The 11,443-nt window shown below is 69.5% G+C and carries 13 protein-coding genes and 1 pseudogene; 9 read left to right on the top strand and 5 right to left on the bottom strand.

Features of this window, described 5'->3' with window-relative positions; genetic code table 11:
* Nucleotides 1–123 precede the first annotated feature (123 nt).
* Together ACFY0T_RS38200 and ACFY0T_RS38205 are read right to left on the bottom strand one after the other, a co-directional pair.
* A complete protein-coding gene (locus ACFY0T_RS38200; RefSeq protein ID WP_388881712.1) occupies nucleotides 124–627 on the bottom strand; it encodes a DUF6624 domain-containing protein in 504 nt (167 codons plus the stop codon).
* Between the two features lie 65 nt (nucleotides 628–692).
* Nucleotides 693–1,112, bottom strand: a complete 420-nt coding sequence (locus ACFY0T_RS38205; protein WP_388881715.1) for an ATP-binding protein — start codon at nucleotides 1,110–1,112, stop codon at nucleotides 693–695.
* A 352-nt stretch (nucleotides 1,113–1,464) separates the two neighbouring features.
* Here ACFY0T_RS38205 and ACFY0T_RS38210 point away from each other — a divergent pair, with 352 nt between their 5' ends.
* Complete coding sequence (locus ACFY0T_RS38210) at nucleotides 1,465–2,286, top strand: SDR family NAD(P)-dependent oxidoreductase (RefSeq protein ID WP_388881659.1); 822 nt, start codon at nucleotides 1,465–1,467, stop codon at nucleotides 2,284–2,286.
* 504 nt (nucleotides 2,287–2,790) lie between these two features.
* On the opposite strand, the gene ACFY0T_RS38215 is transcribed toward ACFY0T_RS38210, so the two are convergent.
* Nucleotides 2,791–4,203, bottom strand: a complete 1,413-nt coding sequence (locus ACFY0T_RS38215; RefSeq protein WP_388881662.1) for a hypothetical protein — start codon at nucleotides 4,201–4,203, stop codon at nucleotides 2,791–2,793.
* A gap of 251 nt (nucleotides 4,204–4,454) precedes the next feature.
* Here ACFY0T_RS38215 and ACFY0T_RS38220 point away from each other — a divergent pair, with 251 nt between their 5' ends.
* The 5 genes and pseudogenes from ACFY0T_RS38220 to ACFY0T_RS38240 all read left to right on the top strand — a co-directional run.
* Complete coding sequence (locus ACFY0T_RS38220) at nucleotides 4,455–5,321, top strand: helix-turn-helix domain-containing protein (protein WP_388881665.1); 867 nt, start codon at nucleotides 4,455–4,457, stop codon at nucleotides 5,319–5,321.
* Between the two features lie 3 nt (nucleotides 5,322–5,324).
* Nucleotides 5,325–5,561, top strand: coding sequence for a DUF397 domain-containing protein (locus ACFY0T_RS38225; RefSeq protein WP_388881668.1), 237 nt, complete (start codon nucleotides 5,325–5,327; stop codon nucleotides 5,559–5,561).
* Nucleotides 5,562–5,727: 166 nt separating this feature from the next.
* Complete coding sequence (locus tag ACFY0T_RS38230; RefSeq protein WP_388881671.1) at nucleotides 5,728–6,225, top strand: hypothetical protein; 498 nt, start codon at nucleotides 5,728–5,730, stop codon at nucleotides 6,223–6,225.
* 34 nt (nucleotides 6,226–6,259) lie between these two features.
* Nucleotides 6,260–7,069, top strand: coding sequence for an SAM-dependent methyltransferase (locus ACFY0T_RS38235; RefSeq protein WP_388881674.1), 810 nt, complete (start codon nucleotides 6,260–6,262; stop codon nucleotides 7,067–7,069).
* 21 nt (nucleotides 7,070–7,090) lie between these two features.
* Nucleotides 7,091–7,135 (top strand): annotated as a pseudogene (locus ACFY0T_RS38240) (hypothetical protein); the annotation flags it as partial.
* A 12-nt stretch (nucleotides 7,136–7,147) separates the two neighbouring features.
* Here ACFY0T_RS38240 and ACFY0T_RS38245 read toward each other — a convergent pair.
* Together ACFY0T_RS38245 and ACFY0T_RS38250 are read right to left on the bottom strand one after the other, a co-directional pair.
* Nucleotides 7,148–7,375 carry a hypothetical protein gene (locus ACFY0T_RS38245; RefSeq protein ID WP_388881677.1) on the bottom strand — a complete coding sequence of 76 codons (228 nt, stop codon included), beginning with the start codon at nucleotides 7,373–7,375 and terminating at the stop codon, nucleotides 7,148–7,150.
* Nucleotides 7,372–7,887, bottom strand: coding sequence for a pep a2 (locus ACFY0T_RS38250; RefSeq protein WP_388881680.1), 516 nt, complete (start codon nucleotides 7,885–7,887; stop codon nucleotides 7,372–7,374). The genes ACFY0T_RS38245 and ACFY0T_RS38250 overlap by 4 nt, the downstream gene beginning before the upstream one ends.
* Before the next feature lie 293 nt (nucleotides 7,888–8,180).
* Between ACFY0T_RS38250 and ACFY0T_RS38255 the strand changes: the two genes are divergently transcribed.
* From ACFY0T_RS38255 to ACFY0T_RS38265, 3 genes are all read left to right on the top strand, one after another.
* Entirely contained in the window at nucleotides 8,181–8,405 is a 225-nt protein-coding gene (locus ACFY0T_RS38255; RefSeq protein WP_388881682.1) for a DUF5133 domain-containing protein, read from the top strand.
* 64 nt (nucleotides 8,406–8,469) lie between these two features.
* Complete coding sequence (locus tag ACFY0T_RS38260; protein WP_388881685.1) at nucleotides 8,470–10,455, top strand: alpha-1,4-glucan--maltose-1-phosphate maltosyltransferase; 1,986 nt, start codon at nucleotides 8,470–8,472, stop codon at nucleotides 10,453–10,455.
* Nucleotides 10,452–11,443 (top strand): alpha-amylase family glycosyl hydrolase (locus ACFY0T_RS38265; RefSeq protein ID WP_388881688.1); only part of this gene is annotated, 992 nt, incomplete at its 3' end. The genes ACFY0T_RS38260 and ACFY0T_RS38265, both read left to right, overlap by 4 nt.

The raw sequence follows: 11,443 nt of genomic DNA on the forward strand, positions 1-11,443 counted from the left end.
ACATGCCGTGGCCAGGGATTTCCCTTTTCTTGATCGGCGATCAAGCCGTGCGCAGCCAGAACCTTTCCCCGGCAGCCGCGGACGGCATTTCCGCGCGTGCTGCACATCACGTTCCGCGGTGTCTCATCCACCGTCGCGCAACGTCCGCAGCTGCTCGTCGAGCGGGCCCAGGCCGACGTCGCGGCGGCGTTCGTCGAGGGTCTGGGGCCGGCGGATCGGATACGGGCGAAGCGTGAGGGGATTGACGCGGGTGCCGTAGAACTGCGGCCGGCCCTGTTCGACGGCGCAGTGGTCGGCGATATAGGCGTGGTGCAGGGCGGGGCAGCGTCCGTCCGCCGCGGCCTGGGCGATCAGGTCGCGGCACCTGAGCTGGAAGTCGAGGTCGGATGCGTGCAGCAGGATCATCAGGGCTGCCGTCGAGGCGGCCGCGCCGACCAGGTCTGCGGTCGGCCAGCCGTGCCGGCGGACGATCGTCCTGAGGGCCTCGGCGTTGGCTTCGCGGCACTCGCCGATGGCACACCGGCACTGAGGGGTGGGGTTCGCCTGCGCCTGTCGCATCAGGCGCCGCTCCTCGTCCGCCCGGCGTACGAGCTCGGATGCGAGAGCCGCCGCGAGTTCCGGGACCATCGGCCGCGCGGCCGCGTGCTCCGGCCATGCCCCGCCGTCGAGCGCCCGATACCCCGCGGAAGACTTCACGGCATCCCCTGAAGCACCAGCGTGATCCACACCTTCTTGCCCGTGGTGCCCGGGTCGGGCGGTGCGATCCCCCAGTCGTCGGTCAGCGCGGCGACGATGGCCAGGCCGCGTCCCGACTCCTCGGTGCGGCCCGCCGTACGCAGCCGCGGCAGGGCGGACGAGCGGTCGGCGACCGTCACGCGCAGCTCGCGCTCGGTGCACTCGATGGTGACGGTGATCGTGTCGCCTGGGTCGGGGCTTCCGTGTCTGACCGCGTTGGCGAAGAGCTCGTCCGTGGCGAGGACGGCATTGTCGACGTACTCGGAAGGCAGCCGTAGGTGCGTGAGGTGCTCGCTGAGCATGGTCCGTACGCCGGCCGCGCGCGAGGGATGAGCGGGGACCGTGGTCCGCAGAAGGTGGGCTTTGCTCACGGGCATCACAGGCGTCACGGGGGTCACGGAAGTCACGGAGGCCAGAGGGGGCACGGAGGTCAGCGGTGACACGGGGAGCGTGGCTGCGTCAGCGGGCCGGGCCCGACCCGCGGGCGCGTGGTCGCCCGCCGCGTGGACCTCGTGCGCCGGCGCGTGCACATCGTGTGCCGGTGAGGGCGACGGCCCGCGGCGATGCGCCCTGGATGCCGTCATCGGTCCTCCTTCGGATGCAGCACGGGTGGGGGACGGTCTGGGTGGCTGCCCGTGCAGCCAACACGCCGGACCTGCGCGCGGACCAGGGGGTATCGGGGTTGTCCGGTTGCAGGCACGTAGTGGCATGGGATGTATGTTCGATCGCGTGAGGAACGCGAGCGGGGGCCGGGCGGCGGTGCACCGGAGCGGTGGCACGGGATGGCCGGGCGTGCACGGCAAACGCGTCCTGGTCACCGGTGGTACGCGGGGGCTTGGCGAGCAGATCGTGCGCCTGCTGGCCGCCGAGGGCGCGCGGGTGGCGACCTGTGCGCGCACCGCGCGGGATCTGGAGGCGCTGGCCGCGTCGATGGACTCCGCGCTGTTCACCCGGCCGCTCGATGTCACCGAGCCCGAGGCACTGGATGGATTTGTCGCGGACACGGCGAAACGTTTCGGCGGTCTCGATGGGGTGGTGGCCTGCGCGGGCGGTTCTCGCGGGGGCGGCATCGAGCAGGCGGACGCCGAGGACTGGGCGGCTACCTGGGAAGTGAACGTCGGCCATGCGGCGCGGCTGGTGCGGGCCGCGGTCCCGCATCTGCGGGCGGCGGGTGGCGGCTCGGTGGTGGTGATCTCGTCGATCTCCGGGTGGAAGCCCGGCCCGCACGCCCAGTACGGGGTCGCGAAGTCCGCGCAGATCCATCTGGCCGCCTCGCTCGCCCGCGAGCTCGGTCCGGACGGGATCCGGGTGAACGCCGTCTCCCCCGGGTCGATGCTCATCCCCGGCAGACGCTGGGACCGGATGCGCAGGGAGGATCCCGAGGCGTTCGCCGAGTTCGTGGCGGCGGAGCTTCCGGGCGGAGAGCCGGTCGCGCCGCAGGAAGTCGCCCGCGTGGTGGCGTTCCTGCTGTCGGACTGGTCGAGCGGGATCTCCGGCGCCCATCTGCCGGTCGACCGCGCCCAGAACGCCCCCTCCCCCGACGGGTACTAAGCGTCTCTGATCAGCTAAGCGATCCTATGCAAGACATGGTGTCTGGCCATGGGATGTCCCATCGTGGCGGGGTGGCATGGGCGTGCAGGTGGAACCCTGCGCCCAGTGCCGCCGCGCGTGGCCGGTGTCGGCCGGTGGTGGGTGTGCTGATCGTCGTCACGCCCTGGTGCCGATGGGCTGCGCGGGGCAGCCGCATTCGGCCCGTGTGAGCGTGTCCCTCCGGACGCTGGCCCGCCGGACCCGGGGGTCTGGTGGGGGAGGGTGCCCCGCGTCGCCTGGGCGCGGGGCGTGTGGTCCTGCACCGGGTGGGTCCGGTCTTGGACCGGTCCCTGCGGCGGGTCTCGGTGGCGGCTGCGGTGACGACGGCTCGGGCTTCGAGCTTGTCCGCCACGCTGCGGATGGCCAGGGTGCCGCTGGCGCGGTCGGTGACGGTCTTGGCCTGGAATAACGCATCACTACGGATCCCAAAGGAAACACGTGACCCTCCCGGCGCTCCCGCAGTGGTCATGCCACCGCCCCCAGCACGGCACGCGACCTGCGCTCGAACTCCTGCACAAGGGGCTCGTGGCGGCGGGGCTCGAGCCGCCTGCGGAAGTCGCGCAGGGCCTGGATCGACCGTTCGCTGTGCACGGTGGAGAGGGTGTCGAGCGCCTGGGTCGCGGTGCCGACGGCCTCGTCCAGGCGGTCCTGCTGGAGATGCGCGGTCGCGAGGACGGAGCGGCTGATGGCCTGGCGCCTGCGCCGGTCGGCGTTGGCACTGAGCGACTCGCTTGCCGTGCGCTCCGCCTGTGCGGCAAGGCCCAGGTCACGGAAGCACAGGGCGGACTCGGCCTGCAGATAGTGGTGGTCGAGATAGCGCACCCACACCGACTCCTGCGCGGCTCCCTTGCTCGCGCCCAGCTGTCGCTCGGCGAGGCGCAGGGCCTCGGAGGCCTCGTCTCCGCGGCCCTGTGCGGCGTGTCCGCGTGCCGACATGGCGTACAGGCGCATCAGGCCGAGCGGGCTGCCCGCCCCCTGCGCGGTGACGATCCCGGCGCGGGCCAGGGCCACCCCCTCGTCGGGACGGCCGAGGTTGGTGGCCAGATGGGAGAGGCCGGCCAGGATCTGGCCGCCCAGCACCCGGTCGCGGCCCTCGGCGCACAGTCTCAGCGCCTGGGTCATATAGCGCTGCGCCAGGCCGTACTCCCCCGCGTCGTACGAGCTCCAGCCGGCCATCGCGGCGAGGCGCGCGGCGGCGGCGTACAACTGGCGGCGCAGGCGCGGCGGCGTCCCGCGTCGCTGCAGCAGGGGGACAACCTCGGTGGAGAGGTAGTGCACGATGCTGGTGCGCACTCCACCGCCGCCGTAGTGGTTGTCCATCTGGTCGAACATGGCGATCATCGCGTGCACCTGCTCGACCGGCCCGCCGCTTGCCACCAGGGCCGGTTCGACGGCGTCCTGGTGCTCCAACAGCCAGAGCAGCCACTCGCGTTGAGGGGTCGTCAGGGCGGCGGCGACGAAGGGGACCGAGCCGAGGAGGCTGCGGCGGGAGATGTCGGTGGACCCGAGTTCCGCCAGGGTGTGAAGGGTTTCTGCCACGTCTTCGCCATAGACGAGCGCCCTGCTCGCGACCGGGCGCTGCTGATCGGAGGGAAAGCCGAGGTCCGCGGGCGACACGGCGCGGCCGAGCCGCTCGGACAGGACGGCGGCGATCAACTCCGGTGTGGTTCCCCGCGGTTGCTGGCCCTGGAGCCAGCGGGTGACCGACGCCTTGTCGTAGTGGGAGTCCGTGCCCTGACGGCGGCCCAGTTCGTTGACCCGCAGGGCGAGTGAGGCGTAGGAGCAGCCGGCTTCCTTGAGGGCGGCCGCCAGCACCTTGTTGGCCCCGGTGGGGGCCTTGCCGGCGTTCCTTGCGTGTCCGTCGGTCACGGTGGCCATCCCGTCTCGCCTCACGGTCGCGTACGGCTGCACCCGTACGCATCTGCCGGGACATCAAGTCCCGTACGACCGAGCACAGTTGAGCGTGATCGCCGCTGAATGTGCGACACGTCTCTCGATCACTATGGTGGCCGACACACTCAGCGTGCAACCTGCGTTCTGATAATTTCAGAACGTTTCGCATCGCCCTGTCTCTGTCAGCGACCGCGTGGCACACTGCACGCTGTGACGGCCGTTCCGGGAGGTAGGACGTGAGCGAGAACCGCTCTGGCGGCAGCGCACCCACCGTCCTGCGGATGGTTCTCGGGAAACGGCTGCGACAGCTGCGGGAGCAGGCGGGAGTGTCCTTCGAGGACGCGGCACGGGCCATCGAGGTCACTCCGTTGACGGTCCGCCGGATCGAGAAGGCCGAGGTCGGGCTCCGCATCCCGTACGTGCGGGAGTTGCTGCACACCTACGGGGTTCCGGTGGCGGAGATCGACGACTTCCTCGCCCTGGCCAGGGAGGCCAACCAGCCGGGCTGGTGGTACAAGTACCGCGACGTACTGCCGGAGTGGTTCAGCGCCTATGTGAGCCTGGAGAGCGAAGCCAGCGTCATCCGTCTCTACGAACCCCACTACGTTCCAGGCCTGTTACAGACGCACGACTACGCCACCGCACTCATGCGCGTCGGCTTTCCCAACGAGTCGAAGGAGGACATCGCCCGCCGCGTCGCCTTGCGGATGAAGCGGCAGGACCTGCTCGCCAAGCCGGACGCGCCCGCGATCTGGGCGATTCTCGACGAGACGGTGCTGCGCCGGCCGGTCGGCGGGGCCGAGGTGATGCAGGATCAGATCGACCGGCTGCACGAGGTCCTGGACATGCCGAAGGTCCGGATCCAGATCATGCGCTTCCGGGTGGGCGCCCACCCGGGCGCCTTCGGCCCCTTCCACCACTTCCGCTTCGGCTTCTCCGAACTCCCCGACGTCGTCTACACCGAGAGCCTCGCCGGCGCGGTCTACGTCGACCGGCCCGACGACGTCGTCAGCTATCTCGAAGTACTGGACCGGATGTCCGTGCAGGCGGAACCGGTCGCTCGGACCAGGGCCATCCTGGGTGAACTGCGTAAGGAGTTGTGATCCATGGGATCCGTCTACAGCGGCATGCCCGCCGTCGATCTGGGAACCGAGGGCTGGCACAAGCCCTGGAGTGGCACGAACGGCGGAAGCTGTGTCGAGGCCAAGCGACTGCCCGACGGGAGCGTCGCCTTCCGTCAGTCCAGGGACCCCGAAGGACCCGCGCTGGTGTACTCCCGGGACGAGATGATCGCGTTCCTCCAGGGCGCCAAGTCCGGGCAGGCCGACTTCCTGATCGCCTGAGCACCCGAACCGCGGGGCCCTGAGACCCTACGGGCGCCCCTGGTGGGGGCGCGCGCCCCCACCACTACGCCCGCGCAACCGGACAACCCGCACGCCCACTCCCGCCGTGCGGGTTGTCCCCCGCACACTGAGGGAGTCGGTCGTCCGGGAGGGAGTGGGTGTGGGGATGATCCTCCACCAGGCCCTCACCCAGTGCCGAACACTGGTCGTCGAGGGCCCCGACGGCATCGGCAGGAGCGGCCTGATCGCCGAACTGGCCCGCCATGGATTCGTGATCCGCCGCTCGCGCGGGCACCTTCACCATGTGAACCCCACCCAGCCGTACCGCGAACTCCTCGCCGCGCCGGGCCGGTTGGCCATCGACGGCAGCCTTGTCCACGAGCTGGTCTACGGCCCGCTGCGCCGCGGGCGCTCCCGCGTGACGTGGATCCAGGCACTCGACTTCGCGGAGGCGGTGGCCGAACGCGACGGCGCCCTCATCCATGTGACGGGCGAGGCGGACGACACCGAGGCGGTCGGCGCGTACGAGCGGGCGCTGCGCACGCTGGCCCAGCATGTCCCCGTCGTGAGGCTCGACGCGGCGGAGCTGGGTCATCCCATCCGTGCTCCCGCTTCCCCGAAGCCCCAACTGGGCGGCTTCACACAGGCGTTGACGATAGGTTAGAGACCGACCGCGGACGTACGGCAGGAGACATCCCATGGCAGACGGCCAACCCACCCCCGACGAAGAGGCGCTGTCCAAGATCGACACCACGGTGCCGCACTCGGCTCGGATCTGGAACTACTGGATGGGCGGGAAGGACAACTACGAGGTCGACCGGGTGGCGGGCGACGCCTACCGCGAAGTGGCCCCGAACATCGAGACCATGGCCCGCGCCTCCCGCGACTATCTGATCCGCACCGTCACCTTCGTGACCGGCGAGCTCGGCATCCGCCAGTTCCTGGACATCGGCACCGGCCTGCCCTCGTACGACAACACCCACCAGGTCGCGCAGCGGGTGGCGCCCGAGTCGCGCATCGTCTATGTCGACAACGACCCCCTGGTGCTCCGCCATGCCCAGGCGCTGCTCACCAGCACCCCTGAGGGCGTCACCAACTACATCGACGCGGACCTGCACGAGCCCGAGAAGATCATCGACGCGGCGTCCCGGATCCTGGACTTCGACCAGCCCGTCGCCCTGATGCTCATGGGCATCCTCGGCCACATCCAGGACTACGAGGAGGCCAAGTCGATCGTCCGCCGCCTCCAGGCCGCCCTGCCCTCCGGCAGCTATTTCGTGCACTACGACAGCACCGACACCGACGCCGCGCTCAAGGAGGCCCAGCAGGGCTACGACGACACCGGCGCGATCCCGTACGTGCTGCGCAGCCCTGCCCAGATCAGTGCGTACTACGAGGGCCTCGAACTGGTCAAGCCCGGCATCGTGTCCTGCCCCCTGTGGCGTCCGGAGCCCGGCACCTCCCCCGAACCCACGGACGTCCACGGGGGCGTGGCCCGCAAGCCGTGATCAGACCTGTGCCGCCGGTTCGTGGCGGCGTTCGCCGCGTTTCTGCTCAGCGACGAGGCCCGGTTCATCACCGGGGCGTCACTCGCCGTCGACGGTGGCTTCACCGCCCAGGAGGTGGGGTGCACGCCGTCTGCCGGGGAGGCAGCAGTGCCACGCGAAGCTGGCGGCCTCGGTGAGCGTGACCGTACGAGAATCGCCGAACGCGTCGATCGGGATGAGATCGACGCGTTCGGCGACTTCGGTGAAGTGGGCGAAGTCGGTTGCTTCGCCCGGGCGATCGCGGCCTCCGTGTCCTCGCGGGATCACCGGACGGCGGCGGCAGCCTCCGTTTCGTCTCGGGAGCCGGCCAGCACCGGCTCGGGCAGCGGTGCCTGGCGGGGCGTCTGGCGCGCCTCCCGCAGGCTGGGCGCGGGTGCGGCCGGGACCAGCGGGGCGCGTTCGGCGGCCCGGGCGCGCCACGAGAACCAGATGATCTTGCCGCCGGCGCCGGTGGCGCAGCAACCCCAGCCGTCGCTCAGCGCGGCAATCTGGGCCAGGCAGCCCTGGGGCGCGTTGTGCGGGCGGATGTCCTGGTTGTTGTCCGAGACGGCGGCGATGAGGTGCTGGCCGTTCCACCACATCTCGATGGTCGTGTTCTTGTCCGGCGCGTGTTCCTCGATTGTGTGGAGCAGCGCTTCGGCGCAGCGGCAGACGGACTCGACGAGAATCTCCAGGTTCCAGTACCGGAGGTGCGCGGCCAGAATGCGCCTGACCTGTCCGACCCGTTCCGGGCTGACCTCGACGTCGAGGTGGTAGTAGCAGGGCACTGCAGGTTTCATCGTCGTTGGCTCCTCACCGGCGAAGCTCCCGCTCCTCCTCGCCCCTACGGGCCGAGCCCCGAACACGAAGCGTGAGCGCTGATCGCTTCTGAGTCAGTCCAAGAGTGAGAGCACTACTCCATTCGTGCAACCCGAGAGCGCCCGCAAATGTCGTTGAAGACCCAACAAGACGCTCAGTGGCGGTACGGGCACCATGGGTGAGGGCTCTGACTTCCGTAACGGGTCGGAGCCCCTGCCCGCACGGCCCTCATCCGCCATCCAGGCGAGCCGTGCGCGGTCCAGAGAGTGGGAAGGTGACCAGCGTGATGCTGCTGCCTGCCAAAGCCGAGGTCGCCAGGCATCTGGAGAGATACCGGGCCTGGGAACGCCTGCTGCTCGCGGCCCCCGCCGACCACGTGGTGCGGGGCAACTTCGAGAACACCGGGTACACCCTGTGCGTCCTGATGGGGAAGCGCTGCGCGCGAGAGGCCGCGGACGCCGCCGAGCACTATCTGCGGGACGTTCCGGCACGGATCTGAAGCGCAGACCGAGCTCACGACCTGAACCGCAGGTGAGGCCCCCAGGACGGCGGAGGCGAAACCCATGGACGCAAACACGGACACCGGCCGCATCCCGATCGTGGATGTCCGCCCGGTCGTTGAGTGCGGCAGACGCCCCTCGAAGGCAGTCTGCGGCGAGACCTTCCAGGTCACCGCCACTGTCTTCGGGGAGGGCCACGACGCTGTCGCGGCCAATGTCGTGCTGCGCGACCCGAGCGGTCGCCTCGGCTCCTGGACGCCGATGCGCGAACTCACCCCCGGCAGCGACCGCTGGGGCGCCTACGTCACACCCGGAGAAGCGGGTGACTGGACCTACCTGGTGGAGGCGTGGAGCGACCCCGTCGCCGCCTGGCGCCGCACCGCCGAGATCAAGGTCCCGGCCGGAATCGACCTCGAGCTCGTCCTGGAGGAGGGTGCCGCTCTGTACGAGCGGGCCGCCGCCGGGATACCGGAGTCGGCGGGCCGGGACGCCGTGCTGGCCGCCGCGCACGCGCTGCGCGACGCATCGCGTCCGCCGGCCGACCGTCTCGCGGCCGCCCTGACGCCGGACGTGGACGCCGCCCTCGCGGAGCACCCGCTGCGTGAACGGCTCACCCGCTCACTGCCGTTGCCGCTGCTCGTGGAACGGAAACGGGCGCTGTACGGCGCCTGGTACGAGTTCTTCCCGCGCTCGGAGAGCGGCCGGCTGGACCCGCGGGTGCATGGCACGTTCCGTACGGCCGCCGAACGTCTGCCCGCCATCGCGGAGATGGGCTTCGACGTCGTCTACCTGCCGCCGATCCACCCCATCGGCACCACCTTCCGCAAGGGCCCCAACAACAGCCTGTCGGCGGACCGTTGGGATGTCGGTGTGCCCTGGGCGATCGGCTCCCCGGAGGGCGGTCACGACGCGATCCACCCGGACCTGGGCACGATCGACGACTTCGATGCGTTCGTACGCCGGGCCGCGCGCCTTGGCCTTGAGGTCGCCCTCGACTTCGCGCTCCAGTGCTCCCCCGACCACCCGTGGGTGGAGAAATACCCCGAGTGGTTCCACCACCGTCCGGACGGCACGATCGCGTACGCCGAGAACCCGCCGAAGAAGTACCAGGACATCTACCCCATCGCCTTCGACGAGGACATGCCGGGGCTGATCGCCGAGACGGTACGGCTGCTGCGGTACTGGATGGACCACGGCGTACGGATCTTCCGCGTCGACAATCCGCATACCAAGCCGGTGGTGTTCTGGGAGCGGGTGATCGCGGAGGTCAACCGCACCGACCCCGATGTGATCTTCCTGGCGGAGGCGTTCACCCGACCCGCGATCATGCACAGGCTCGCGACGGTCGGCTTCCAGCAGTCGTACACCTATTTCACCTGGCGCAACACCAAGCAGGAGCTGACCGAGTACCTCACCGAACTCTCGGGTGAGACGGCCGCGTTCATGCGGCCCAACTTCTTCGTCAACACCCCCGACATCCTGCCCAGCTACCTTCAACAGGGTGGACACCCCGCTTTCGAGGTGCGGGCCGTCCTGGCCGCGACGATGTCGCCGACGTGGGGCGTGTACAGCGGCTTCGAACTCTGCGAGAACAGACCGCTGCACGACGGGAGCGAGGAGTATCTGAACTCCGAGAAATACCAACTGCGGCCACGCGACTGGGAGTCGGCCGACCGCGAGGGCACGACGATCGCACCGCTGATCACCCGGCTGAACCGGATCAGGCGGCGCCACAAGGCCCTGCACGAGCTCAGGAATCTCCACTTCCACGAGACGGACAACGACGCCCTCATCGCGTACGGCAAGCGCACGGGCGACGACACGATCGTGGTGGTGGCGAACCTCGATCCTCACCACACCCAGGAGGCCACGGTCTCGTTGGATATGCCGCGCCTCGGCCTGGACTGGCACGAGTCGGTGCCGGTACGCGATGAGCTCACCGGCGAGACCTACCACTGGGGCAGGGCCAACTATGTGCGTCTGGAGCCGGGCGGTGCGCATGTGTTCGCCGTCCGCCCCTCACCGCAGATCGGAGGGTCACCCGCATGATGGTCAACGAGCCTGTCCCGGATACGTTCGAGGACACACCGGCCAAGGATCGCGACCCTGACTGGTTCAAACGCGCCGTCTTCTATGAGGTCCTGGTCCGCTCCTTCCAGGACAGCAACGGCGACGGCGTCGGCGACCTCAAGGGCCTGACCGCGAAGCTGGACTATCTCCAGTGGCTGGGCGTCGACTGCCTGTGGCTGCCCCCGTTCTTCAAGTCCCCGCTCAGGGACGGCGGGTACGACGTGTCCGACTACACCGCGGTGCTGCCCGAGTTCGGTGATCTCGCCGACTTTGTCGAGTTCGTCGACGCCGCCCACCAGCGCGGCATGCGCGTGATCATCGACTTCGTCATGAACCACACCAGCGACCAGCACCCGTGGTTCCAGGAGTCGCGCACCCATCCCGACGGCCCCTACGGGGACTACTACGTCTGGGCCGACGACGACAAGCAGTACCAGGACGCGCGCATCATCTTCGTGGACACCGAGGCTTCCAACTGGACCTTCGACCCCGTCCGCAAGCAGTACTTCTGGCACCGCTTCTTCTCCCACCAGCCCGACCTCAACTATGAGAGCCCACGGGTCCAGGAGGAGATCCTGGCGGCACTCCGCTTCTGGCTCGATCTGGGCATCGACGGCTTCCGGCTGGACGCGGTGCCGTACCTCTACCAGGTCGAGGGGACGAACTGCGAGAACCTTCCCGCCACCCATGACTTCCTGAAGCGGGTCCGGACCGAGATCGACGCCCTCTATCCGGACACGGTGCTGCTGGCGGAGGCGAACCAGTGGCCCGAGGACGTGGTCGACTACTTCGGCGACTTCCCCTCCGGCGGCGACGAATGCCACATGGCCTTCCACTTCCCCGTCATGCCGCGCATCTTCATGGCGGTGCGGCGCGAGTCCCGCTACCCGGTGTCGGAAATCCTCGCCAAGACCCCCGCCATCCCCTCCGGCTGCCAGTGGGGCATCTTCCTGCGCAACCACGACGA

The organism is Streptomyces sp. NPDC001530 (assembly GCF_042894545.1).
In the GTDB taxonomy this organism is placed as follows: Bacteria; Actinomycetota; Actinomycetes; order Streptomycetales; family Streptomycetaceae; genus Streptomyces.

What these genes read in the sequence shown, in the direction of transcription:
- ACFY0T_RS38200 (WP_388881712.1), bottom strand. Translation starts at nt 627, where the DNA reads ATGGTCCCGGAACTCGCGGCGGCTCTCGCATCCGAGCTCGTACGCCGG.
- ACFY0T_RS38205 (WP_388881715.1), bottom strand. Translation starts at nt 1,112, where the DNA reads ATGCCCGTGAGCAAAGCCCACCTTCTGCGGACCACGGTCCCCGCTCAT.
- ACFY0T_RS38215 (WP_388881662.1), bottom strand. Translation starts at nt 4,203, where the DNA reads ATGGCCACCGTGACCGACGGACACGCAAGGAACGCCGGCAAGGCCCCC.
- ACFY0T_RS38225 (WP_388881668.1), top strand. Translation starts at nt 5,325, where the DNA reads ATGGGATCCGTCTACAGCGGCATGCCCGCCGTCGATCTGGGAACCGAG.
- ACFY0T_RS38230 (WP_388881671.1), top strand. Translation starts at nt 5,728, where the DNA reads ATGATCCTCCACCAGGCCCTCACCCAGTGCCGAACACTGGTCGTCGAG.
- ACFY0T_RS38235 (WP_388881674.1), top strand. Translation starts at nt 6,260, where the DNA reads ATGGCAGACGGCCAACCCACCCCCGACGAAGAGGCGCTGTCCAAGATC.
- ACFY0T_RS38250 (WP_388881680.1), bottom strand. Translation starts at nt 7,887, where the DNA reads ATGAAACCTGCAGTGCCCTGCTACTACCACCTCGACGTCGAGGTCAGC.
- ACFY0T_RS38260 (WP_388881685.1), top strand. Translation starts at nt 8,470, where the DNA reads ATGGACGCAAACACGGACACCGGCCGCATCCCGATCGTGGATGTCCGC.